A 22,517-nucleotide genomic window follows, 5' to 3' on the forward strand; every position below is an offset into this window, starting at 1 on the left:
TCGTCGATCTTGCACTTGCTGTCCCCGCATTGCCGGCAAAGGGTGTATGTCGGCGACCGAAAGTGCAAGATCGCGGGGGAGGGGGTCAGAGCCAGCCGGAGCGGCGGAACAGGCGGTGCAGGGCGAGCGCGGCCACCGCCATCAGGGCCAGCGCGCCCGCGTAACCGTAGCGCCAGGCCAGCTCGGGCATGTGATCGAAGTTCATGCCGTAGACGCCGGCGATGCCGGTCTGCGTGGCGGCGATCGCGGCCCACGCGGCGATCTTTCGCATGTCGTTGTTCTGCTCGACGGCGAGCTGCGCCAGGCGGGACTGCACGATCGAGGTGAGCAGATCGTCGTACGCGGCCACCCGGTCCACGGCCCGAGCCAGCCGGCCGTCGACGTCCACGAACCAGCGGTGCAGGGCGCGCGGCGGTCCGTCGCCGGTCGGGTCGAGCAGTGTCCGCAGGGGCGTCTGGAGCGGAAGCACCGCCCGCTTGAACTCCACGACCTCCCGCTTGAGCTGGTAGATGTGCTGAATGTCGGCCGACCGTTCGCGGGCGAAGACCGCCTCCTCGACGCGTTCCAGATCGCGCTCCACGTGCCCGGCCACCTCCAGGTACGTGTCGACCATGCGGGCGCAGACCGCGTACGCCACCGCCCAGGGACCGGCGGCCAGCAGCGCCGGCCGGCGTTCGATGTCGGCGCGGACGTCGCGCAGCGCCCCGGCCGCGCCGTGCCGCACGGTCACGGCGAAGCGGTCACCGAGCAGCACCATCACGTCACCGGTGTCGATCACCTCGGACGTGTCGGTCAGCTCGGCGTGCTCCACGTACCCGGCGGTCCGCAGCACCAGCAGGGTGACCGGCCCGTGCCGCTGCACCGTGGGCCGGTGCCCGTCGGCGAGCGCCTGCTCGACGGTCAGCTCGTCCAACCCGAAGGTGCGCCCCACCGCGGCGAGCACCGCCGGCCCCGGCTCGTGCAGTCCGAGCCACACGAAGGCGTCGCGGCTCCGCCGGGCGCTCGCGTACGCGTCGTCGTAGTGCGGTCGGCCCGGCTCGCGGCGACCCTTGACGTACACGGCGCAGTCGACCACGGCGTCCGGATTGGACCGCCGGGGCGCGGGAGTCTCGCCTCCGGGACGGCCGAGCAGTCGACGGGCCAGGGCGCGTACGCCCCGACCGGCCCGGTCCCGTACCGCTCGCTGATCCACGACGCGCCCCCTCCCCGCGCACCGTCGCGGCCACGGCGCTCGCAGGGCATGGTGCCACCGGATTCTGCCCAGCGGCGTCCGGCCCCCGACAGTGGGGCGCTCACCTCAGGCGGTACGGGTGGCGAAGACGACGATGTTGTCCACGTAGTTGCCGGTCGCGTCGTCGAACCGGCCGCCGCAGGTGATCAGGCGCAGTCCGGCGACGTCCGCCGGGCCGTAGACCAGGCCGCTGGGGAAGCGGTCCTTCGGGTACGCGTGGACGCCGTCCACGGTGAACGTGGCGACCCGCGCGTCGGCCCGGGTGACCTGGATCTCCTGGCCGGCGCGCAGGCGTCCGAGGTCGAAGAAGACCGCCGGGCCGGCGGGGGAGTCGACGTGTCCCACCAGGACGGCGTTGCCGGTCTCGCCGGGGCTCACTCCGTACCGGTACCAGCCGGCGAGGGTCGGCCGGTCCAGGGGCGGCACCTCCAGCACCCCGGCGGAGTCAGCACCGACGGGGACGATCTCGGCGCGTACGTCGATGGCGGGGATCCGCACCCGGACGGGCGCTGCGTGGGGGAGGGGCGCCAGGTCCGGTGCGGGACGGGTGCGGGTCGGCGCGTCAGCCGACGGCCCGGGTGGCCGTTCCGGGTCGGCGGTGAGGCCAACCGTGATCAGCCCTAGCCCGCTGACGCCGAGGAGGGCGACCACGGCCGGCAGGCTTCGCCGCCACCACACGTGCGCACCTCCGTAAGGGCTCGTCGGGGTGCCCGCGCCGGTCGTACCGGCACGGGCACCCGACCTCTTGGGATGGAGCGGTCGCCGGTCAGGCGACGGTCGACACCGGGCGGCGTCGGCGTACCAGCAGCACCGCGCCCGCGGCGGCCGTGCCGAGCAGGGTGCCTCCGGCGGCGAGCGCGCCCGCGTCGCGTCCGTCCCGGTTGTCGCCGCCCGAGCCGGCCGGGGCGCCGCCGATCGGGGTGACGGCGAAGGTGGCGTTGCCCGCCGAGCTGCCGTCGCCGCAGGTCGCGGCCACCGTGTACGTGCCGAGGGTGAACCCGGCGGTGAACAGTTCGGCGCTGAGCCCGCCGCCCGCGGCGGCCGTGGTGGATCGGACGTTCTCGTCGCGGTTGGGTCCGGTGACCCGGAAGATGACGTCACCCGACTTCGGGTTGCAGGTCGTCGCGGTGAGCACGACGGTTCCTCCGACCGGGGTGGTGGCCGGTGACACGACGGTGTCGGCCAGTGCGGCGCCCGGCAGCAGGAGCGTGCCGAGACCCACGCCGAGCGCCGCCGAGCAGAGTGCTGTTGAGACCTTCATACGCGTCTTCCCTCACTTTTCGTCCGCTGACTGCGTGGGACGTCGTTCGGGTGGCCAACTCCGTGACTAGCACCGGTGTGCCCAACACTAGGTGGGTTGGGACCCCGATCAGGTGAAAATGAGAAACCTTCGTTGCCGTCACGTGTCCACCCGAAGGCGGGGGAGAGCAGCCCTTGGGCCTGCACGGACCGACCGGCGTCGGTGCTCCGGTCGATGTCCGCTGCGGTCGGGCTGTCACCCCTGGGCCGATGGCGAGGTATCGGCTCCGGCGGCGCCAATGCTCCTCATCGCGCGCGCGTGGATCGGCGAGGGCGGGGCCTGGATCAGCGAGGCGTCAGCCGGCCTGGGTCGGCGCGGCGATCGGCTCGCCGGTCTCAACGAGGGTCTTCAGGCTGGCCAGCAACTCCGGCCAGCCGCCGCTGCCGTCAAGTTGGCCGCTGATGGCCCGGTGCATCTCGCTGTCCGGGGAGAAGCCGTCGTGGCGGACGATCAACCGGACGGCCGACTCCCCGTGCGGCTCGATCTCGAAGGTGACCGTCGATCGGCGCTCGCCCAGTCGGACGGCCAACTCCTCGGGGGACCAGCCGAAGTGCTCGGCGTGTTCCGGCTGGAAGCCGTGCCAACTGTAGGAGAGGCGTCGGTAGGGCTCGGCGACCAACACGCGCTGGCCGAGATCCCGGGGTTCGACGTCGGGCGCGTCCTGCCAGAGCACGGGCGCGCCGACCGTCCAGTCGGACACCAGCGCGACTCCGCCCCAGTAACGGCGGGTGAACGCCGGTTCGGTGAGCGCGGCCCAGAGACGTTGCGGCGTGGTGGCGACATACGTGGTGTAGACGAACGTAGGGCTCTCCATGGGCTGTTGCTCCAATGCTGTGGTCAGGTCGGCGAGCGCGGCGGCACGCTCCCGGTCGTAGCGGCTGAGCCAGCGGTCCGCGATCGCGTTGATCGGAGCGGCGTTGAGGTAATGGACCTTCTCGCGGCCGCGTCGTTCGGTCGCTACGAGGTCGGCCGCCTCCAGCACCGACAGGTGTTTGCTGACGGCCTGACGGGTCATGGACAGCCCTTCGCAGAGCTCCCGCAGGGTCTGGCCGTTGCGGTCGTTGAGCCGGTCCAGCAGTCGACGCCGGCTGGGGTCGGCCAAGGCCCGGAACGCGTCGTCCACGACTCTCCCTCGACAGGGAACCGAACAGTTACCTGTGCACCATAGGTAACCAAATGGTTGCGTGTCAACGCGATGGCGGCGCGTGGTCGAATCGCACCGTGTGGCAGCGTGGGGCGGGTGACCGATTTCGCACGGCTCGACGTCGACCTCGCGCTGCTCGGCGGCGGGGGCGCCGCCTCGCTGCTGCTCGCCGCGCTGGACCGGCACGGCGTCCGGGGCCCGCGGATCGCCGTCGTCGACCCGGTCCGTCGGCGCGGTCAGGACCGCACCTGGGCGTTCTGGGGCCACCCCGACCTCGACCTCGACCCGCTGCTCAGCGCGAGCTGGCACCAGGTCGAGGTGGTTACGCCCGCGCGGCGTCGCGTCCTGGACCTGACCCCCCTGCGGTACGCCATGCTGCGCTCCGGCCCGGTCTACGACCGGGCTGCCGAGGCCGAGCGCCGGCTGGACGTGACGCGGATCGCGGCACCCGCCGACGTGGTCCGCGACGACGGGACCGGGGTGGTCGTGCGCACCGGCGACGGGCGGGAGATCCGGGCCGGCTGGGCACTCGACTCCCGCCCCCGGCCACCGGCCCGCGCCGGGCGGACGACCTGGTTGCAGCACTTCCGTGGCTGGTGGCTGGAGGCCGACCGGCCGGTGTTCGACCCGCGGCGGGCGGTGCTCATGGACTTCCGCACCCCGCAGCCCGCCCGGGGTGTCTCCTTCGGCTACGTGCTCCCGGTGAGCGACCGGTACGCCCTCGTCGAGTACACCGAGTTCTCGCCCGACCTGCTCACCGACGCCGGCTATGACACGGCGCTGGCCGGCTACCGCGACCTGCTCGGGCTCGACCCGGACGGGCTGCGGGTCCGCGAGGTCGAGAACGGGGTGATCCCGATGACCGACGCGCCGTTCCCGGCCCGGCCCTCCCCGCGCGTCGTACGTCTCGGCACGGCCGGTGGCGCGACCCGGCCCTCCACCGGCTTCACCTTCTCCGCCATGTACCGCCAGGCCGACCAGGTGGCCCGCGCGCTCGCCGCCGGCCGGCCGCCGGTGCCGGCCCCCGCCTATCCGGCCCGGCACCGCTGGATGGACGCGGTGGCGCTGCGCGCGCTGGATTCCGGTGGCGTGGGCGGGCCCGACTTCTTCGACCGGCTCTTCGACCGCAATCCGGCCGAGCGGGTCCTGCGCTTCCTGGACGGCGTCACCACCCCGGCCGAGGAGATCGCGATCATGAACTCGACCCGGCTCCTGCCGATGATCGCCGCCACGGCCGGCGACGCCGCGCTACGCCTACGCGACCGCCTGCGGCCCGCCCGTCCGGCTCCGGCCATCCCGGCGGCCGTGGTGGGCGGTCCGCAGCGACCCGTCCCCGACCCGGAGAACTGACCCGACCCGGTCAGCGTCGGGCCGACACCGCGTCGCGAATCAGCACCCGCAGGTCCTCCATCGGGTCACCGTCGCCGGCCCCCAGCAGGGTCTTCGTCGCCGCGACCGTCAACCCCAGCTCCGGGTACGCGTACGCGAGGCTGCCGCCGCTGCCGGCCGCGCCGAACGAGCCGTCGTCGTCCACCGCGTACCCGAGGCCCCAGGTCGTCTCCTGCCCGAACACCCACTCCGGGCCGGGCGGCCCGTCCGGCGTCGTCACGGCCCGGAGCCGGGTCGGCGAGATCAGCCGGACGCCGTCCACCTCACCGATCAGGGCGGCGAGCATCCGCGCTGCGGCGCGGGCGGTCATGGTGCCGGTCGCCGGCACCTCGGCGGTGAGGACGTCGGCCCGGCCGCCGACCTGCGCGCCTGGGCGGACGCCGGGCGGGGCGACCCGGTCGAAGTTCGGCAGGTTGGCGCTCGCGAAGTCGAACAGCGCCGACAGGTTGCGGTCCTCGACCCGGGCCAGCCGGTCCAGGTCGGCGGCCGGTACCGCGAGGTACAGCTCGTCCGCGACGCCGAGCGGCCCGGCCACGTCCTCGGCGAGCACCGCCGAGACGCGCCGGCCCGTCACCCGGCGCACCACCTCACCGACCAGCCAGCCGAACGTCCACGCGTGGTACGCCTTCACCGCGCCCGGCGCGGCGATCGGTTCGGCGTCGGCCACGATCGCGCACATCCGGTCCCAGTCGGTGAAGTCCTCCGGCGTCACGTCCACCGGCAGGGCGGGCACACCCGCGGTGTGGGTGAGCGCGTGCCGCAGGGTGACCCCGTCCTTGCCGTGCCGGCCGAACTCCGGCCACACGTCGACGATCCGCAGGTCGTAGTCCAGCTCGCCACGCTCGACCAGCACGTGCACCACGGTGGCGGTGAGGGCCTTGCCGGTCGACACGCTCCAGATCGGGGTGTCGGCGGCGAGTGCCCGGCCGGTGGCCCGGTCGGCGGCCCCGGCGTGCACCTCGAGGATCGGCTCGCCGTCGAGGTAAGCGGCGACCTGCACCCCGGACTCCCGCCCGGCGGCAATCAGCTCGTCGATCGTGCTTAATACGTCGGCTCGCAGGCCGTCCCAGTTTCCGTCCACGACGGTCGACTCTGACAGACCGGGCCACGGTCGGCGCGCGATTTTCGGCGACCGTCCTACCCGGTGAGGAGGCGGTCACGCAGCCGGGCGGTCAACGCCTCGTCCACGCCGAGCCGGTCGGTGGCGTAACCGACAACCGATCCGTACGCGTCGGTCAGATCGGCCAGGAAGTGCCGGATGATGGCCTCGGGCGCGCGACCGTACCCGGGCCAGAGCAGCTCACGGTCGGGGTTCAGCGCCTTCCAGTCGGCGATGAGGCGCGCGGTGGCCAGCTCGGTGAGCGCGAAGTCGGCGGCGGTCTGCTCCTCGTCGACGCCGAGCAGGGCGAGCAGCAGCGCGGCCAGCAGGCCGGTGCGGTCCTTGCCGGACGCGCAGTGGAAGACCAGCGGTGCCTCGGCGGTGGCGATCACCTCCAACGCCTGGCGCAGCTCGGCGACCCCGTCCTCGGCGACCTCGGCGTACCGGTCGGCGAGGTGGCGCCACGGATCCACCGTCGGGTCGATCGTGGCCTGGTTGTAGGGGCGGTGCTCCACGCTGAGGTTGTGCCAGGCCAACCCGTCAACCTGCGGCGCGCGACCCCGTGCGGCGATTTCCGACGGATATCGCAGGTCGATCACCGTGCCGACGCCGAGGGCGTGGAAACGGTCCAGGTCGGCGCCCGCCAGCTTGCCCAGCGAGTCCGAGCGGTAGAGCAGCCGCCAGCGGACCGTACGCCCGTCGTCGGTGCGGTAACCGCCGAGATCGCGGAAGTTGTGCAGACGGTCGAACGCCACGTGCCGCTCCATCCGGCCGACCCTAGTGCCTTCGATGTCGCCGCGCCGGCCCCCGAACGGCCGGCGCACGGTCGCCGCCCGGTAGGTTGCCTGCCATGGTGGACGTGGCGGCCGGCAGGGGCGTGCAGATCTGGACCGACGGGGCGTGCAGTGGCAACCCCGGGCCGGGCGGCTGGGGGGCGCTGCTGCGCTACGGCGACCACGAGCGCGAGCTGTGCGGCGGCGAGGCCACGCCGACGACCAACAACCGGATGGAGCTGATGGCGGCCATCCAGGCGTTGGAGAGCCTGAACCGGCCGATCACCGTCGAGTTGCACACCGACAGCACGTACGTGCGCAACGGCATCACGAGCTGGCTGGCGTCGTGGAAGCGCAACGGCTGGCGGACCGCCGCGAAGCAGCCGGTGAAGAACGCCGACCTGTGGCAGCGGTTGGAGGCGGCCTGCGAGCGCCACGAGGTCACCTGGCTGTGGGTCAAGGGGCACAACGGCCACCCGGAGAACGAGCGCGCGGACGGTCTGGCCAACAAGGGCATGACCGAGGCGCGCGCCGCGCTGGCGAGCCGCTAGCCCCGGCGGGTCGCGTCGGGGTGTCCCGGCATGCTCGACCCGCCGCCGCTGCTGCCGGACGAGCCCCCGGCAACACCCGAATTGTCGCCCTCGGTCACGATGTCCGGCCGCTCGTCGGTGTCGGCCGGCGCGGGGACCTCGGTGTCCGTCTCGACCTGCACCAACGGCACCTGGCCGGCCTCGTCCTCGCTGTGCTGCGGGTCGCCCGGCAGCTCACCGTCGCGTTTTCGGTAGCCCACGCCGTGCCTCCCGTCGGTGCCGGTCCGCGTCGGCGGTGGCTACCCGGCGGGTCACCCACGAAACCTCGTCCGCCGGCCGCTGCCGGCTCGGCGGCCGGGGTTGTCGGCGACGGGGTGTCCGGCCGGCGCGGGATCAGCCGGCGGACGCGGACCTCGTACCGTCGTCAGCGTCGCCGCCCACGGCGGCTCGCAGCCGGGGCGCGCACCGGTGTGAGCGCGAGCGCCGTCCAGTGCGGCGGCCGGGTCAGCGTCGCCGGCAGGGCCGTGCGCGCGTCACCACGCGCGGCGTCGAGCTGCGCCTGGTGCAGGAACAGCGTCGTCCGCAGGTCCGCGCCGCGCAGGTCGGCCCCGCGCAGGTCCGCACCCGTGACATCGGCCAGCGTGAGGTCCACGCCCCGCAGGTCGGCGCCGATCAGCAGCGCGCCGCGCAGATTGGCCCGGCGCAGGTCCGTCCGACGCAGGTCCACGCCGAAGAGGTGGGCGCCCCGACGGTCGATGCCCCCGGGAGCGCGCGCCGCGTCGCTGGCCCGCGACAGCAGCGGGTTGACCCGGGCCCGGTGCGCGTCGACGTCCACCGCGCGCAGGCGAGTCGGATCGCCCTCGGTGAGCCCGGTGATCTCGACGCGGGCGCGGTCCAGCTCGGCGCGCAACCCGGCCGAGGGGCCCAGCGACAGCGCCTCGGTGAGATACCAGAGCAGTTCGTGCAGCGGACGCAGCACCCGGAACGCCTCGGCCATCGCCGGCAGGGTCTCCGGAGCGTCCCGCCAGTCCCGCCCACCGAAGGTGACCTGCGCGACCTGCTGCCCCGCGCCGAAGCAGTCGAAGACGGTGCAGCCCGCGAATCCGCGCTCCCGCAGCTCCGGGTGGATGCCGCAGCGGTGGTCCGGGCGCAGGTTCGGGCAGGCCCGCCCGGCCGGCTTGTCGATGGCGAAGTCGGCCGACGCGGCGAAGGCCGGCACCACGCAGCACAACCCGAAGCAGCGCGCGCAGTCGGCCCGCAGCGGCGTCGGCCCGGGGCTGGGCGGCACGGGCACACTCCTCCTGGTCGGTGGCACGCGGGCGGTCACCAGTGTCCCGCCCGGCACCCGACGAGTCGAAGCCGGGTCACCCTCCGTGCGTGTCGCCGGCCGCCGCGGCACGAGGAACGGGGGTACGCGGACCCTCCGGCGGCGGCACCAGTCGGCGAACTGCCCGCTGCCCGTCGCCGTGCCCGTACTTCTGGTCGAAGTGCCGGGCCACGACGGCGGCCGGCGTCCGGTCGCCGTCGGCCGGCTCAGCCAGCGCGAACACCGCTGGCATCGCTCCCGGGCGGGGCGGCAGGACGGCGCGCACGGTCAGCGGGCCGGTCACCCGGAACGCCCGGCAGTCGACGTAGTGCTGCCCCTCCACCGTCACGTAGGGCACGCGCACTTCGACGACGTCGGAGTCCTCGTGGCGCAGAGTCACGGTCACCGACCAGTACTGGTCCAGGTTCGAGGTCTCCCGCTGGTGCTCCCACAGCTCCTCGAAGCGGGAGTGCACGAATCCGCCCCACGGGCTGTCCATGTCGACCTCGAGCTGGGGCACGTTGAACGACAGCTTCCCGATCGGGAAGAACGAGATCAGCGCCCGACTGTCCCACTGGTAGAGCTGGATCGACGGGGACGCGTCGTAGAGCCGTACCTGTAACCGGTGTCGCACCGCCGGATCGAGGCCGTCGGAGAACGCGGCGAGGTGCCGCAGGTTGGTACGGATCTGGCGCGGCACATCCACCCGTTGCCGCTCCAACTCCTCGGAGCGTTGCTGCGCGGCCGTGCAGTCGGGATCGAGCAGGAGCAGTTGGACGTGGGCGCCGTTGCTGAGCGCCGCGCGTACGGCGTCGAAGGTCTCCTCGCGGTGCCGCTGCTCCAGCAGGATCGTCCAGGTGTCGAGGATGCGGACCCGGCGCGCCGAGCGGCGCAGGCGCGTCACGAACGCCGCCTGGTCGAAGCTCAGGTGCTCCTGCACCCGGGCTTTGCGGGCCTCTTCGAACAGCGGATCGAAGATGACGTACGAGATGGCCGCGAGCACGACGCTGGACCCGAGGTTGAGCAGCAGGTCGCTGAGGAAGCCGGCACTGCGCCAGGCGGCCACCAGCATCACCAGCGCGACACCGAGCAACGGCCCACCGACCACGAAGGCGCGTCGCTGGCGGCCCCGCCCCGCCCACTTGGGCATCCGGTCCCCTTCCGTCGTGGCCCATGCCCGCCGAGATGCGGAGGATACGTGCCGGCTTTGCCGCTCGCTGTCCCGTTCGCGACCGGTCGTTTCGTCGGTCGGGCCCGCTGTGCCACTCGTAGGGTGACGGTATCGGAGTCGGGCGAGCGCGGAAGGTGACGGTGTGGACGACGCGGAACGCGAGAAGGCGCTGCTGAGCGTCCTCAACACCGAGCACTACGCCCTGCAGACGTCCCGCGCCGGCACGATCGACGAGGCCACCGGGCGTGCCACGATCTTCCTGTCCGTGCTGTCGGCGGCCCTGATCGGTCTCGGCTTCGCCGCCGGCAACGACCAGGTGGTGCGGCCCTATCTGGGCGCGGTGCTGCCGACCCTGGTGATCATCGGCGGGCTGACGTTCCTGCGGTTGGTGGAGACCACCGTGGAGAACTCGCTGGACATGAAGCGCATCCAGCGCATCCGCGCCTACTACCACCACCGTCTCGCCAGTGAGCACGACTTCTTCGCCGACGCCGTGGCGTCCGACGACAGCGCGGATACGGCGCGGATGCTGGTGGGCACCCGGCCCGGGCGCTGGGAGTTCCTGCTCACCACGGCCGCGCTCGTGGGCGCGGTCAACGCGGCACTGGTCGGGTCGGGCGTGGCCCTGGTGCTCGGCATGGTCGGGGGCTGGCACTGGCTGATGGTCGTCGCCGGGGTGGCGGTCGCGCTCGCGGCGTTCGGAGCGCAGTTCCTCTACATCGTCCGCATGTCACCGGGGCGGCGGCGGTGACGGTGCTGCCGTCGACGGTCAACTCCTGGGCGAGGGCGCGGGTACCGTCGGCGGATGCGGATCACCCGATTCACGCACTCCTGCGTCCGCGTCGAGCAGGACGGCGCGGTGCTGGTGATCGACCCGGGCACCTGGAGCGAGCCGCGCGCGCTGGTCGGCGCGGACGCCGTCCTGGTCACTCACGAGCACACCGACCACGTGGACGTGCTGCGGCTGGCCGGGCTCGGCGTGCCGGTGTACGCCCCCGAGGGGGCCCGGCTGCCCGACCTCGCCCCGCTGCCGGTCACCCGGGTACGTCCGGGGCAGCGCTTCACCGCCGCGGGCATCCCGGTGAGCGCCCACGGCGGCCGGCACGCCGTGATCCACGAGGGTCAGCCCGACTGTCCCAACCTCGGCTATCTGGTCGGTGACGGGCTCTACCACCCGGGCGACTCGGTGCACGTGCCGGACGAGCCGGTGCGCACCCTGCTCGTGCCCGCCCAGGGGTCGTGGCTCCGCCTCGACGAGGCGATCCGCTTCGCCCGCGCGGTGCGCGCCGAGGCCGCGTACCCCATTCACGACGCGCAGCTCAACGATCGTGGCCTGGCAAGTGTGGCCGGCTGGTTCGCCGAGACCATCCCCGGCTACCGCCACCTCGCCCCGGGCGACACCGCCTGAGCGACGCGGCCGTCCGCGCGTCCTTCGTTTCAGGTCGCCTGCGTGGCCAGCCCGCGCAGGGCCCGCGCAGCAGGTGATCCGGGGTCGGCCGTCATCAGGACGACTTCCTGGTCATCCTCGGGCACGAGCAGGACGTCGCAGTTCAACCGCAGCGCACCGGCCGCTGGATGGTCCAGGGTCTTGGTGCGATGCCCGGGAGCGTGGACCGGACGCGCCGCCCAGATCTGCCGGAACTCCGCACTGCCGGCGTGCAGTTCGGCCAGCAGCGCGGCCAGCTGCGCGTCACGCGGGTAGCGGTCCGCGGCGCGGCGCAGCCGCGCCACCACGATGTGCCCGAACTCCTCGGCGCTGGAGCTCTCGTACATCTGCCCCTGGCCCAGGAAACGGCGTCGGGCCAGGTTCGTCGTCCCGCCTCCAGGGTCGGCGCCGAGCAGTGCTCGGGCCAGCGGATTCCAGGTGACAACGTCGTACGCCGCGTCCGTGACGATGGCAGCGGTCTCCGGCAGCCGCTCCAGCATCCGGGCCACGTGCGGGCGCACCCGCCGCACGGCGCTGACGCCAGGTGGCGCGCTCGAACCGGCCAGGCGGAACAGGTGGCTGCGCTCGGCCGGCGTGAGCCGCAGCGCGCGGGCCAGCGCGTCCAGGATCCGGGCCGACGGCCGCGGCCCCCGCGCCTGCTCCAGCCGCGTGTAGTAGTCGACCGACATGTGGGCGAGCTCCGCCACCTCTTCGCGGCGCAGACCCGGCGTGCGGCGGTCGGTGCCCGTCACCGCCAGGCCGATATCGCCCGGACGCAGGGCCGCCCGGCGGTCCCGCAGGTAGTGCGCCAGCTCCTGCCTCGCCATGTCGCCTCCTGAACTGCCTGGTACCGGCTGTCCCTGACAGAGCACCCCCCGACCAGGGAAGACTCGCGTCATGGATGAACGCACAGCTCTGGTCACCGGTGCCAACAAGGGCATCGGCAAGGATATCGCCCGACTGCTCGCGGCCGAGGGTCTCACCGTGTACGTGGGCTCCCGTGACCCCGGGCGCGGGCAGCGGGCCGTCGAGGAGATCGGAGCCGGAGCCCGTCTGCTGATCCTGGACGTGACCGATCCCGACGCCGCCGCCGAGGCCGCGGCTCAGATCGACGGCTTGGACGTACTGGTCAACAACGCCGGCATCTCGCCGTCCCTCGATCCGCCGACCGGCACCGGCGTCGAGGAGTACCGGCGCACCTACGAGACCAACGTGTTCGGGGTGGTGACAGTGACCAATGCCTTCCTGCCCGCCCTGCGCCGGTCCCCGAGTCCGCGCATCGTCAACATCTCCAGCGGCACCGCGTCGCTGACCTGGAGCACCACCCCCAACCCCCAGTTCACCCCGGGAAGCGGGGCCGCCGCCGCCTACCGGTCGTCCAAGGCCGCTCTCAATGCCCTCACCGTCCTGTACGCCCAGACGCTGGCGGAGGACGGCTTCAAGGTCAACGCGCTCGCCCCCGGCCTGCGGGCCACCGATCTCAACCCTCGGGCCGCCGCTGCCGGCGGTGACCCGGCCGAGGCCGCGCAGGGCGCCCTCCGCCTGGCCCTGCTGCCGGACGACGGCCCCACCGGTGGCTTCTTCTCCTGGGACGGAACGCCCGTGCCCTGGTGAGTCATTGGCGCCGCCGCCCGCTCGCCGACGCCGTCCGCGCGGGGGTCCTGATGCCCCATTTCCGGGGCAGCTCGACAGGGCCCGGATGGAACCTCGGCAGGCGCGTCGCCACGACCCTCGTGGGTGGGCCGCGCACACACCGGCATCGACAAGCGTGTCGGTCGGGCTCATGTCGGGTGTGGTCCACGTCACGGTAGCTTCGGCGCGCGTCGACGCCCCCGCCGGCGCTGCCGAGGAGAGCGTCCATGACCACACCGCGCAGAGCCGTCACCGCCCTGACCGCCGTCCTGCTGCTGATCCTGACCGTCGCGGCCCCCGCCCAGGCCGCCACCCCCGCCACCACGACCCCGGTGTCCGGGTCGCTGGGCACCTACAACATCTCCGGGGTGTACGTGGCCGGGGTGTCCTCCGGTGGCTACCTGGCCACCCAGCTGCACGTCGCCTACTCGTCCCGGATCCGGGGCGCGGCCGTCTTCGCCGCCGGGCCCTACTACTGCTCCCAGAACACCGTCGCCCAGGCGCTCTACGGCTGCGGTGACAACATCTACCCGACGAACGTGTCGGCGCTGGAGACGTACACCCGCACCTGGGCGTCGTACGGCTGGGTCGACCCGGTCGGCAACCTCTCCGGTGACCCGGTGTACGTGTTCCACGGCAACAACGACACCGCCGTCAAGAAGTCCGTCACCGACGACCTGGTCCGCTACTACCAGCGCTTCGGCGCCAGCGTGCAGTACGACAGCGGCTCGGCCGCCGGTCACGCGTGGGTAACCCCGTACGGCACGCTGGGATGTACGGCGACCGCGTCGCCCTACCTGAACGACTGCGGCACCGATCCGCAGAACGCCCTGCTGCGCAAACTGCTCGGCGGAGTCAACGCGCGCAACACGGGAGCGCTGGGCGGCACGCTCGTGCGCTTCGACCAGAACACGTTCGCCGTCAACGGCTGGGCCAACGGGTTGAGCATGGACGCCAACGGCTACGCGTACGTCCCGTCGGCGTGCGCGGTCGGCCAGTCGTGCCGGCTGCTGGTCGCGCTGCACGGCTGTGTGCAGGGGGCCGGGTCGGTGGGTACGGCGTTCGTCGACCGGGCCAACCTCAACCAGTACGCGGACACCAACAACCTGGTCGTGCTCTATCCGCAGGCCGGCACGGCGCTGAGCAACCCCAACGGCTGCTGGGACTGGTGGGGCTACCTGGGCGCGACCAACTTCCCGATCAAGGGCGGCGCCCAGCTCGAAACGATCATGAACATGGTCCGCCGTCTGGACGGCTGACGGCGACGGCCTCAGCCCAGGAACAGCTGGAGCAGGACGACCACGGCGAGCAGCGCCGGCCCCCGGGAACCCTGCCGCAGCAGGTCGACCGGGACCATTCCGAACGGCGTGTTGACCGTCGCGCCGCCGTAGTCGATCGGCGGGCGGGTGCCGGCCCGGAAGGCGGCGGCCACCACCCCGAGCACCAGCGTCGGCGCGAGCCAGGTCGGGCCGGCGTCGACGCCGGGCAGGCTCGGCAGGGTCAGCAGCCACCACAGGCCCGCGCCGATCGCCGGCACCACCACGTGGACGCCGCGCAGGAGAGCGTCGCTGCCGCCGAGCGCCCGGCGCAGCCCGGCCGACCGGCTGACCGCGCGCAGCCCGCCGGTGAGCCGGTTGACGGCGAGATAGGCGAACACCACCTGCGCGGCCCCGGCCAGGCCGGGCAGGGCGAGCGCGGCGGCGTACTGGACACCGACGAGACCCGCCCAGATCAGCAGCGCGCTGGGGTGCCGGCGCAGTCGTCGGACGTCCGCCTGGAGCAACGCCCACCAGCCCGGACCGGGCAGGAAGCGACTGCTGCGGACCCGGCCGACCCGCCGCCAACGACGGCTCTCCACCAGGCCGGTCAGCAGGCTCGGGTCGAGCAGGATCGTGGCCGTGGCGGCGGCGTTGGCGAACTGCGCGCCGGTGGTCAGGGTGGCCCGGTCGACGACGGGCAGCGCGCGTACCGCCAACACCGTGGCGACGACCGCGAGCGGCACGGCGACGGCGACCAGCGCGATGGTCGGCGTCGACGACGGCCGGGGCAAGCCCTCGCCGAGGCGGCCGGTGAGCACCACGACGGCGGTGATGACCGCCGCGGCCACCATCGGGACCGCGCCGGCCAGGGCCGGCCACCGCCGTCCCGTCCGGCTGCTCTGGGCGACGACGCTGAACGCCAGCGTGGCGGCGCCCCATCCCGCGCCGGCGGCGGCCGCCCAGCCCAGGGTCGCCGGGTCGCTGACACCGCCGAGCGCCGCCACGGCCACCCCGAGCGCGGCCGTGCCCACCGCCGCGCCCGCCACCAGGACCGCGAGGCGCGGCGCCAGCCAGGCCCGCCGATCGATCGGCGCGCTGGTCACCCAGCTCTGGGTGGCCGGGGTGACCAGCAGCGGGCCGAACGCGCGCAGGCCGCGCCAGACGAGCCCGGCGCCGGCGAGCAGCGCGGCGAGGGCCAGCCACCACCGCACCCCCGGCTCGGCCTGGCCCACCGTGGGGGAGTCCAGCATGTTGCGACTGGCGCTGATCGCGAACCAGCCGTACATGCCCACGAACAGCACCATGACGTAGGCGTCGCCCAGCACATCGCCGAGCGAGTGCTCGTGGTGGCGGCGGCGGGCGCGGCGCAGGTGCGTACGGACCTGTCGGGCCGTGGGCAGCCCGGCGGGCGCTTCGGCGATCGTGGTCGGCGCGGCCGTCACCGGCCGATCTCGATCCGCTCGTCCACGACCGCGTCGATCAACTCCGGGTCGTGCGAGGCCATCAGCACGGTGGTGCCGGCGTCGCGTTCGCGCCGCAGCCGGTCGGCGAGCCACTGCCGTCCGGCGACGTCGAGGCGCTGTTCCGGCTCGTCGAGGATGAGCACCCGACGCGGCCGGACGAAGCAGGACGCCAGCGCGAGCCGGCGGCGCTGCCCGCTGGACAGGGTGACCGGGAGTTGATCACGGGCCGGTTCCAGGCCCAGCTCGGTGAGCACCTCCTCGACCGGCTCGGCGTTGCCCCCGTGGGCGTACGCGACCAGCTCCAGGTGCTCGACCACGGACAGGTCGGGGAAGAAGTCGATGTCGTCCAGGGCGGCGGCCACCAGCGAGCGCACCTGCGGGTCGGTCTCGTCGGCCCGGTACCCGTGCACCCGCACCTCGCCCGCGTCCGGCCGGTCGGCGCCCACCACGCAGCGCAGCAGAGTGGTCTTGCCGCTGCCGTTGGGGCCCAGCACCACCGCGATCCGGCCCGGCGGCAGCGTGAAGGTCACATCGTCGAGCACGACCAGGTTGCCGAAGTTGCGGCTGAGTCCCCGCACCGAGAGAGCGTCCACGGTCACACACTCTCCCAGACCGACGCCACCGACCACGACGAGCGATCGACATCACGCCGACCCGGGGGGACACACCGCTCAGGGGGTGGCCGGTGGCGCTTCGACGTCGGGTACCAGGCGTTCGTCGGCGGCGGCCAGCGCCCGGTCGTCGCCGACCTCCTCGGCCACCGTCGCCGCGTCCGCCCACCGCCGCCGCGCGTCGGCCCGGTCGCCCAGCGCCGCGGCGGCGTCGCCCAGGTAGAGCAGGGTACGCGCCAGCCCCGCCGTGGGCCGGACGTCCTCGCGCAGCCGTCGGCTCTCGGCCAGCAGCTCGTACGCCGCCCGCGCCTGCCCCGGCGCGCTGGTCAGCAGCGTCGCGCCCGCGTTGAGCAGCGCCGCGGCGCGGCTGGTCGGGTCGTTGACCGACTCGTACTCGCGCAGCGCGGCCCGCCAGGCCTGCGCCGCGTCCAGGTGCTCGCCGAGGCTGGCGTGCACCAGCACCAGGTTGGTCAGCGCGGCGGCGTAACCGCGCGCGTCACCCACCGACCGGAACGTGTTCGCCGCCCGCACCAGATGGTGGTGTGCGGCGTCCAGCTCACCCCGGGCCAGCTGCGCCGCGCCGAGGCCCAGCTGGGTGAGGGCGTGCCCGGCCCGGTCCGCGGACGAGCGGTGCCGGCGGGACAGCTCCAGGTGCTCCACCGCGTCGTCGAGTTGCCCCAGGTCGAGCAGGGCCAGGCCGAGGTTCATCCGCGCCTGGGCGGTGCCCCGCCGGCCGCGTTCGGCCACCGCGAGCGTGAGCGCCGCCGCCGCCCCCTGCGGGTCGTGCCGACGTCGGCGCAGCACGCCCAGCTCGTTGTGCGCCCAGCCGGCGATCTCCGGTCGGTCGTCGGCCGTCGGGGTGGCCAGGACCGTGCGGCACACCTGCTCCCACTCGTCGAGCCGTTCGACGTGGGCGAGCCACCCGCACAGCGCCACGGCCAACCGGAACCACCACCGGCGTACCCGTCGGGGCAGCGTCTCGGCCGCCCCGGCGGGCACCCGGACGACCGCGAGCAGCAACTCCTGGTGCAGGTCGAACCAGCCGTACGGGTCGTCGTCCAGCGGCAGCGACCACTCCCGGTCCGGCGGGGAGCCCAGCACGGTCAGGTTGGCGGCGTGCCGTTCCGCCCGCCGGGCCAGATGCCGGGTGAGCCGGGCCTGCGCGGCGACCCGGGAACGGGCCGGGTCGGCGTCGCGCAGGTGCAGGCGGGCGTTCGCGGCGAGCAGCGGACGGACCTCGTACCGGTCGCCGGGGGCGCCGACCACGAACGCGGCGGCGGCCAACTGGTCCAGCAGCCCGGTGATCCGCTCGGGGTGCCGGCGGGCCAGCGCGGCGATGGTCGGCCGGTCCACCGGGGCCGGCGCCAGCGACATCAGGCGGTAGAGCCGGCGGGCCTCGCGGGTCAATGCCCGGTAGGCGGTGTCCCGTTCGGTGACGAGCTGGGCCGCCGGCGAGACGGCGACCCGCTGGTGCGGCGGGGTGCGCACCGCCCGGCGCAGCGCGTCCAGGACGTCGACGTGCCGCCAGCCGTGCTGGGCCGTGCGGTAGCCGAGCGCGCGGACGGTGCGCGGCTGCCGGCCGCACAGGTCGACGATCTCGCGTACGGCCGGATCGGTACGCGGGTCGGCGCGGCGGACCCGGGCGGCCGGGGCGGCGCCGCCAGCGGCGGCGAACAGTTCGACCGCCTCGTCCGGGCCGGGCTCGGCGATCCAGTGCTCCACCACCCCGTTCAACCCGCTGAGCGCGGGACCGCCGGCCAGCAGCAGCCGGCAGGTGCGCGCGGTCGGCGGTAGCAGCGCGCGGACCTGCTCGGGCCGGTCGACGTTGTCCAGGACCAGCAGGATGTTGCGACCGTCGATCTTGCGGCGGATCGCGGCGGCCGCGGCCGCGAGGGCGTCCGGCCGACCGGATACCGGCGGCGCGCTGCCCAGGACCCCCGCCAACGCGGTGAGCACCTGCCGGGGAGACCGGCGTCGACCGCCCCGGCGCAGGTCGAAGTGGTACTGCCCGTCCGGGAAGTCCGCCCGGCACAGGTTCGCCGCCTCGATGGCGCAGGCCGACGTGCCCACCGCCCGCCGGCCCAGCACCGCCACGGCGTGCTCGCGCGCGAGCAGGTCCAGCACCGCCCGCACGTGCTCGTCGCGGCCGGTGAACCCCGCCGTGTACGGCAGGGTCGGCACATCCTCGACCGGCGTGCTGACCACCTCGGTGGGCTCCGGACCGGTCTTCCGCCCGGCCCGGCGCTGATGCGCGTACACCGCGAAGCCAATCGCGCCGACGAGGCCGATCACGATGCTCGCCGGGCCGAGCAGCTCGGCGGCCGGGCCGAGCGCGCTGCTCACCAGCTCGGAGAGCAGGTTGATGCCCACGTTGCCGAGCACGCCGCCGAGGAGCGAGACGACGGCGGCGAGCAGCGGCCACCTCGGCCCTCGACCGGGCGCGCCGGTGGGGCGGGTCACCGTACGCCCCCGGAGACCAGGCCGGCGACGAGTTGCCGCCGGGCGAGCACCATGAGCGCCACCGGCAGCACCGAGGCGAGCACCGAACCGGCTGCCAGGACCCCGCTGTTGGACACGAAGCCGCGGCTCTGCCCGGCCAGGAACAACCCGAGCGGAGTGGCCTCCGGGCTGCTGAACAGCAGGCCCACCGCCAGGTCGTTCCAGACCTGGACGAACTCCAGCACGGACACGGCGACCACGGCGGGCAGGTTGTGCCGGGCCAGTCGACGAAGCGTGCCCCACCACCGCCGGCCGCCGAGGCGAGCGCCGCGCACCTGGTCGGCCGGCAGGTCAGCGAACGCGTTGCGCAGCACCAGCACCGCGAACGGCACCCCCAGCGCCACGTGCACCAGCGCCAACCCGCGTGCGGTGCCGGAGGAGAGCACCAGGCCGAGCACCTCGTTGACCGGCCCGGCGATCACCTGCACCGGGACGACGGTGGCGGCCATCAGCAGCAGGCCGGTCGCCTGCGCGGCCGGCCCGGTCAGCCACGCCAGCGGGTACGCGGCCAGCAGCCCGACGACGAGAACCGTCGCGGTGACGACGGTGGCCAGCAGCAGGGTGAAGCCGAGCGCCCGCCACAGCTCGTCGCCGCCGAGCAGGGCCTCGTAGGAGCCCGCGCCGGGCGGGGCCGACCACCAGCCCTGCGCGGCGGCGTCGACCTGCCCGTGCGCGGAGGTCGCCAGCAGCACCACCAGTGGAAAGAGCCAGGCCACCGCGGCGGCGGCGGCGAGCACCCGGAACAGCCGGCGCGGCGGCCGCGTCGGCGCCGCGTCGGGCGTCGCCTCGACCCGCGGCGGCGGCCACGCCTGGCGGACGAAGAACGCCGCCACCAGCATTCCGGCGGCCACCGCCGCCAGCCAGACGACGCCGAGCGCGGCGCCCTGCCCGGTGGTGGTGCCGCCCGAGGTCTGCCAGACCCGCAGGGCGAGCACCGCCGCGTCGTCGCGGACGGACCCGGGCGTCATCACCAGGATCAGGTCGAAGGTGCGGCTCGTGCCGAGCGCCACCAGGGCGAAAACCACCGCGACGGTACGCAACAACAGCGGCCGCCACTGCGCGTCCCACAGGACGTGTCGCCGGCCGCCACCGTAGGCGCGTACCGCGTCGGCCAGGCTCGGCGGTACGCGGTCCAGCGCGGCCCGGAAGACCAGCACGGCCAGCCCCACCCACGCCCAGACGAACGCCGACATCAACGCCACCGTCACCAGGCCCGGCCCGAGCAGTTGCGGGGCGTCCTCGGTGGAGCGGCCGGTCACCCGCGCGGCGAGCAGGGTCACCAGGCCACGGGTCGGGTCGGGGTCGTACATGAGCCGGAAGGTCACGCCGGTGACGACCAGCGGCAACGCCACCGGCACCAGCAGGATCAGCCGGACCAGGCCACCCTCCTGTGAGCGGCGCGACACGACGGCGAACAGGTAGCCCAACGCCGTCACCACGGCCGGCACCAGCACCGCCCACAGCACCGTACGGCCGACCACCGCGCCGGTGTGCGGCGCGGCGAGGGCGGCCCGGAAGTGCTCCGCGCCGACCCAGCGACCGTCGGTGGTAACGCTGGCGTGCAGCGTGCGCAGCACCGGCCACAGCACCAGCGCCCCGAGCAGCAGCGCGGCCGGCAGCAGCAGGGCGGAGGTCGCACCGGCCGCCGGGTAGGCCCGGCCCCGGCGCGGCGGGCCGACGTCGTCGAGCACCGCCAGCTCGCCGAGCACCCGGGTCTCGCTCACCGGTCACCGCCCGCCTCGCGGGCCGCCGCGGCGAGCTGCCCGGTGGCGTCGTCGATCGCGCGGCGGGCCGGCACGCCGCCGGTGACGTCGGCGAAGAAGTCCTGCATGATGCGCCAGATGCCGACGCCGTCGGAGCCGGTGAACGCCCCCGGCAACTGGTCGGAGAGGTCGAAGTGCAGGGTGTCCGGGCCGCGCATCTCGCGGGCCAGTTGCCGGCGGACCGGGTCGGCGTACTCGGTCAGCGCGATGGTGGTGTTCGGCGACAGGTAGCCGCCGGCCCGCAGCCAGGGACCGAACGAGTCGGCCCGGGTCAACCACTCGACCAGCTCCAGTCCGCCCCGGTCGTGGTCGAAGGCCACCGCGACGTCGCCGCCGACGATCAGCGCGCCGCTGCCCGCCCCGGCGCTCGGGAAGCGGAAGGTGACCGGCTCCTCGGCGCCGCTGCGGAACCGGCCCACCACCTCGGCGGTGAAGTCGGCCTCGAAGACCATCACCGCCCGCCGTGAGCGGACCACCTGGATCACCGACTCCTCGTACTGGGTGAGCAGGGCACGTTTGCCGCCGCCGGGGAACGCGCCGTCGATGCTCCACAGCTCGGCGAGCCGGTCCAGGGTGTCGCGCACCGCCCGGCCCTGCCAGTCACCCTCGGACGCGGCGAGGGCGTCGTAGGCGGTGGGCGCGAGGTCGGCCAGCACGTTCTCGAACCAGTCGGTGAGGACCCAGCCGTCCGCCGCGCCGATGGCCAGGGGCGCCGGACCGCCGTCGCGGGCGAGCGCGCCGAGGCGGCGGGTCAGCGAGACCAGTGCGTCCCAGCTCGTCGGCGGCTCGGGCAGCATCGAGGGCAGATGCCACACCAGGGACTTGTGCGCGGCCTTGACCCACAGGCCGTAGCGCTGCCCCTTGGCTATCAGCAGGTCGCCGAGGCCGATCGGCACCGCGTACTCGGTCGACGGTCGCACCGGGCGCAGCCAGCCCCGCGCGGCGTACTCGGTGACCAGGCCGGGACGCGACAGGATCGCCACGTCCGGCGAGGTGCCCGCGAGGTGCCGGGCGCGCAGGAACGCGTCGATGTCGTTGCCGGCGCTGACCACCCGCACCGGAGCGGGGTACGCGGCCACGACCTCGCGGAAGCGGTCCAGCTCGCCGCCGCTCCAGACCACCGCCACCTGTATCGAGCGGGTGCCGCCGCCGCACCCGGCCGCCGTGGCCGCCGCGCCGACGGCGGCGGCGCGCAGCAGGGTACGGCGGCTGAGGCCACCGGCCGACGTCACCGGGGGGCCTCGTCGGGCTCGGTGACCAGGTGGTGCCGCGTCGGGATGTCGGCCAGGGTGGACGGATCGGCGGTGCAGACGAGCGTGGCGACCCCCGGCGTCTCCGACGGGGCGAGGCGGGGCAGCAGGTCGCCGAGGCGGCTGCCGCCGGCGGGGTCGACGGGCAGGTCGACGACGAGCACCTCGGGTAGGCAGACGGCGGCGCGGGCCAGCGCGACCCGGAACCGCTGCGCGTCGGAGAGCACGTGCGGGAGCAGGTCGAGCGTCGGCGCCAACTCCAGCCGCTCCACCACCGTCGCCGTCCAGTCGTCCGCCATCTCGTGCACCCGTTCGCGTTTGCGTTGGCCGTACTCGATGTTGCGCCGCACGGTGAGCTGCGGCAGCAGCGCGCCGCCCGCCGGCACGTAGCCGATCTGCCGGCGTGGTGGCGGCAGGGACGTGACGTCCCGCGCGCCCACCATGATCCGACCGGTGACCGGGGCGGCCAGGCCGGCCAGCACCCGGGCCACGGCCGTGCCGACCCGGGGCGGCGCGACCAGCGCGGCCGTCTCGCCGGCCGCGACGTCGAGGGTGACCGGCCCGGTGCCGGGGACGGCGACCAGCGCGCGTAGTCGTAGCGTTGCCCTCACCTCCGGTGACCGCTGGCGACCGTCCCAGGGTGGCACACGTGGCCGACAGTCGATGTCCCG

At 74.2% G+C, this 22,517-nt stretch carries 22 protein-coding genes; 6 read left to right on the forward strand and 16 right to left on the reverse strand.

The window, feature by feature from the left end; translation table 11 throughout:
- Window positions 1-85: 85 nt before the first annotated feature.
- The 4 genes from AB0I89_RS07270 to AB0I89_RS07285 all read right to left on the reverse strand — a co-directional run bounded on the left by AB0I89_RS07270 (window position 86) and on the right by AB0I89_RS07285 (window position 3,654).
- Complete coding sequence (locus tag AB0I89_RS07270) at window positions 86-1,192, reverse strand: magnesium and cobalt transport protein CorA (RefSeq protein WP_357121621.1); 1,107 nt, start codon at window positions 1,190-1,192, stop codon at window positions 86-88.
- 105 nt (window positions 1,193-1,297) lie between these two features.
- Window positions 1,298-1,909 carry a class F sortase gene (locus AB0I89_RS07275; RefSeq protein WP_357121624.1) on the reverse strand — a complete coding sequence of 204 codons (612 nt, stop codon included), beginning with the start codon at window positions 1,907-1,909 and terminating at the stop codon, window positions 1,298-1,300.
- An 88-nt stretch (window positions 1,910-1,997) separates the two neighbouring features.
- Window positions 1,998-2,492, reverse strand: coding sequence for a hypothetical protein (locus AB0I89_RS07280; protein ID WP_357121627.1), 495 nt, complete (start codon window positions 2,490-2,492; stop codon window positions 1,998-2,000).
- A gap of 334 nt (window positions 2,493-2,826) precedes the next feature.
- Window positions 2,827-3,654, reverse strand: a complete 828-nt coding sequence (locus tag AB0I89_RS07285; protein ID WP_357121630.1) for a metalloregulator ArsR/SmtB family transcription factor — start codon at window positions 3,652-3,654, stop codon at window positions 2,827-2,829.
- Between the two features lie 117 nt (window positions 3,655-3,771).
- Here AB0I89_RS07285 and AB0I89_RS07290 point away from each other — a divergent pair, with 117 nt between their 5' ends.
- Window positions 3,772-5,025 carry a lycopene cyclase family protein gene (locus AB0I89_RS07290; protein WP_357121633.1) on the forward strand — a complete coding sequence of 418 codons (1,254 nt, stop codon included), beginning with the start codon at window positions 3,772-3,774 and terminating at the stop codon, window positions 5,023-5,025.
- Window positions 5,026-5,035: 10 nt separating this feature from the next.
- Here the strand turns inward: AB0I89_RS07290 and AB0I89_RS07295 are convergent, their stop codons facing one another.
- Window positions 5,036-6,145 carry a serine hydrolase domain-containing protein gene (locus tag AB0I89_RS07295; protein WP_357121636.1) on the reverse strand — a complete coding sequence of 370 codons (1,110 nt, stop codon included), beginning with the start codon at window positions 6,143-6,145 and terminating at the stop codon, window positions 5,036-5,038.
- A gap of 56 nt (window positions 6,146-6,201) precedes the next feature.
- A complete protein-coding gene (locus tag AB0I89_RS07300) occupies window positions 6,202-6,930 on the reverse strand; it encodes a tyrosine-protein phosphatase (RefSeq protein WP_357121639.1) in 729 nt (242 codons plus the stop codon).
- Between the two features lie 83 nt (window positions 6,931-7,013).
- Here AB0I89_RS07300 and rnhA point away from each other — a divergent pair, with 83 nt between their 5' ends.
- Window positions 7,014-7,487, forward strand: a complete 474-nt coding sequence (gene rnhA / locus AB0I89_RS07305) for a ribonuclease HI (RefSeq protein WP_357121641.1) — start codon at window positions 7,014-7,016, stop codon at window positions 7,485-7,487.
- Here the strand turns inward: rnhA and AB0I89_RS07310 are convergent.
- The 3 genes from AB0I89_RS07310 to AB0I89_RS07320 form a co-directional block, all read right to left on the reverse strand.
- A complete protein-coding gene (locus tag AB0I89_RS07310) occupies window positions 7,484-7,726 on the reverse strand; it encodes a preprotein translocase YidC (protein ID WP_357121644.1) in 243 nt (80 codons plus the stop codon). The genes rnhA and AB0I89_RS07310 overlap by 4 nt on opposite strands.
- Window positions 7,727-7,890: 164 nt before the next feature.
- The gene (locus AB0I89_RS07315) at window positions 7,891-8,754 is read right to left on the reverse strand and encodes a pentapeptide repeat-containing protein (protein WP_357121647.1); all 864 of its coding nucleotides are present in this window, start codon (window positions 8,752-8,754) and stop codon (window positions 7,891-7,893) included.
- A gap of 76 nt (window positions 8,755-8,830) precedes the next feature.
- Window positions 8,831-9,922, reverse strand: a complete 1,092-nt coding sequence (locus AB0I89_RS07320; protein ID WP_357121650.1) for a hypothetical protein — start codon at window positions 9,920-9,922, stop codon at window positions 8,831-8,833.
- A 163-nt stretch (window positions 9,923-10,085) separates the two neighbouring features.
- Here AB0I89_RS07320 and AB0I89_RS07325 point away from each other — a divergent pair, with 163 nt between their 5' ends.
- Both AB0I89_RS07325 and AB0I89_RS07330 read left to right on the forward strand, forming a co-directional pair.
- Window positions 10,086-10,694, forward strand: coding sequence for a hypothetical protein (locus tag AB0I89_RS07325; protein WP_357121653.1), 609 nt, complete (start codon window positions 10,086-10,088; stop codon window positions 10,692-10,694).
- Between the two features lie 54 nt (window positions 10,695-10,748).
- Window positions 10,749-11,351 (forward strand): MBL fold metallo-hydrolase, encoded by a 603-nt coding sequence (locus AB0I89_RS07330; protein ID WP_357121656.1) that lies wholly within the window; start codon window positions 10,749-10,751, stop codon window positions 11,349-11,351.
- 29 nt (window positions 11,352-11,380) lie between these two features.
- On the opposite strand, the gene AB0I89_RS07335 is transcribed toward AB0I89_RS07330, so the two are convergent.
- Complete coding sequence (locus AB0I89_RS07335) at window positions 11,381-12,196, reverse strand: helix-turn-helix transcriptional regulator (protein ID WP_357121659.1); 816 nt, start codon at window positions 12,194-12,196, stop codon at window positions 11,381-11,383.
- A 70-nt stretch (window positions 12,197-12,266) separates the two neighbouring features.
- Here AB0I89_RS07335 and AB0I89_RS07340 point away from each other — a divergent pair, with 70 nt between their 5' ends.
- Both AB0I89_RS07340 and AB0I89_RS07345 read left to right on the forward strand, forming a co-directional pair.
- Complete coding sequence (locus AB0I89_RS07340; RefSeq protein ID WP_357121662.1) at window positions 12,267-12,983, forward strand: SDR family oxidoreductase; 717 nt, start codon at window positions 12,267-12,269, stop codon at window positions 12,981-12,983.
- A gap of 245 nt (window positions 12,984-13,228) precedes the next feature.
- A complete protein-coding gene (locus AB0I89_RS07345; RefSeq protein ID WP_357121665.1) occupies window positions 13,229-14,260 on the forward strand; it encodes a PHB depolymerase family esterase in 1,032 nt (343 codons plus the stop codon).
- An 11-nt stretch (window positions 14,261-14,271) separates the two neighbouring features.
- Here AB0I89_RS07345 and AB0I89_RS07350 read toward each other — a convergent pair whose 3' ends face one another.
- The 6 genes from AB0I89_RS07350 to AB0I89_RS07375 all read right to left on the reverse strand — a co-directional run bounded on the left by AB0I89_RS07350 (window position 14,272) and on the right by AB0I89_RS07375 (window position 22,457).
- Window positions 14,272-15,702: a DUF6297 family protein gene (locus tag AB0I89_RS07350; RefSeq protein ID WP_357121668.1), complete on the reverse strand. Its 1,431-nt coding sequence runs from the start codon at window positions 15,700-15,702 to the stop codon at window positions 14,272-14,274.
- A complete protein-coding gene (locus AB0I89_RS07355) occupies window positions 15,699-16,322 on the reverse strand; it encodes an ABC transporter ATP-binding protein (protein WP_355049939.1) in 624 nt (207 codons plus the stop codon). Before AB0I89_RS07355 ends, AB0I89_RS07350 begins: the two co-directional genes overlap by 4 nt.
- Before the next feature lie 72 nt (window positions 16,323-16,394).
- Window positions 16,395-18,794 (reverse strand): tetratricopeptide repeat protein, encoded by a 2,400-nt coding sequence (locus AB0I89_RS07360; RefSeq protein WP_357121671.1) that lies wholly within the window; start codon window positions 18,792-18,794, stop codon window positions 16,395-16,397.
- The gene (locus tag AB0I89_RS07365; protein ID WP_357121674.1) at window positions 18,791-20,557 is read right to left on the reverse strand and encodes an ABC transporter permease subunit; all 1,767 of its coding nucleotides are present in this window, start codon (window positions 20,555-20,557) and stop codon (window positions 18,791-18,793) included. The genes AB0I89_RS07360 and AB0I89_RS07365 overlap by 4 nt, the downstream gene beginning before the upstream one ends.
- A complete protein-coding gene (locus tag AB0I89_RS07370; protein ID WP_357121677.1) occupies window positions 20,554-21,828 on the reverse strand; it encodes an extracellular solute-binding protein in 1,275 nt (424 codons plus the stop codon). The genes AB0I89_RS07365 and AB0I89_RS07370 overlap by 4 nt, the downstream gene beginning before the upstream one ends.
- Window positions 21,825-22,457 carry an ATP-binding cassette domain-containing protein gene (locus AB0I89_RS07375; protein ID WP_357121680.1) on the reverse strand — a complete coding sequence of 211 codons (633 nt, stop codon included), beginning with the start codon at window positions 22,455-22,457 and terminating at the stop codon, window positions 21,825-21,827. Before AB0I89_RS07375 ends, AB0I89_RS07370 begins: the two co-directional genes overlap by 4 nt.
- Window positions 22,458-22,517 lie beyond the last annotated feature (60 nt).

It is taken from the genome of Micromonospora sp. NPDC049801 (assembly GCF_040656575.1).
Classification (GTDB): domain Bacteria; phylum Actinomycetota; class Actinomycetes; order Mycobacteriales; family Micromonosporaceae; genus Micromonospora.

What these genes read in the sequence shown, in the direction of transcription:
- AB0I89_RS07280 (WP_357121627.1), bottom strand. Translation starts at nt 2,492, where the DNA reads ATGAAGGTCTCAACAGCACTCTGCTCGGCGGCGCTCGGCGTGGGTCTC.
- AB0I89_RS07300 (WP_357121639.1), bottom strand. Translation starts at nt 6,930, where the DNA reads ATGGAGCGGCACGTGGCGTTCGACCGTCTGCACAACTTCCGCGATCTC.
- rnhA (WP_357121641.1), top strand. Translation starts at nt 7,014, where the DNA reads ATGGTGGACGTGGCGGCCGGCAGGGGCGTGCAGATCTGGACCGACGGG.
- AB0I89_RS07320 (WP_357121650.1), bottom strand. Translation starts at nt 9,922, where the DNA reads ATGCCCAAGTGGGCGGGGCGGGGCCGCCAGCGACGCGCCTTCGTGGTC.
- AB0I89_RS07330 (WP_357121656.1), top strand. Translation starts at nt 10,749, where the DNA reads ATGCGGATCACCCGATTCACGCACTCCTGCGTCCGCGTCGAGCAGGAC.
- AB0I89_RS07335 (WP_357121659.1), bottom strand. Translation starts at nt 12,196, where the DNA reads ATGGCGAGGCAGGAGCTGGCGCACTACCTGCGGGACCGCCGGGCGGCC.
- AB0I89_RS07340 (WP_357121662.1), top strand. Translation starts at nt 12,267, where the DNA reads ATGGATGAACGCACAGCTCTGGTCACCGGTGCCAACAAGGGCATCGGC.
- AB0I89_RS07345 (WP_357121665.1), top strand. Translation starts at nt 13,229, where the DNA reads ATGACCACACCGCGCAGAGCCGTCACCGCCCTGACCGCCGTCCTGCTG.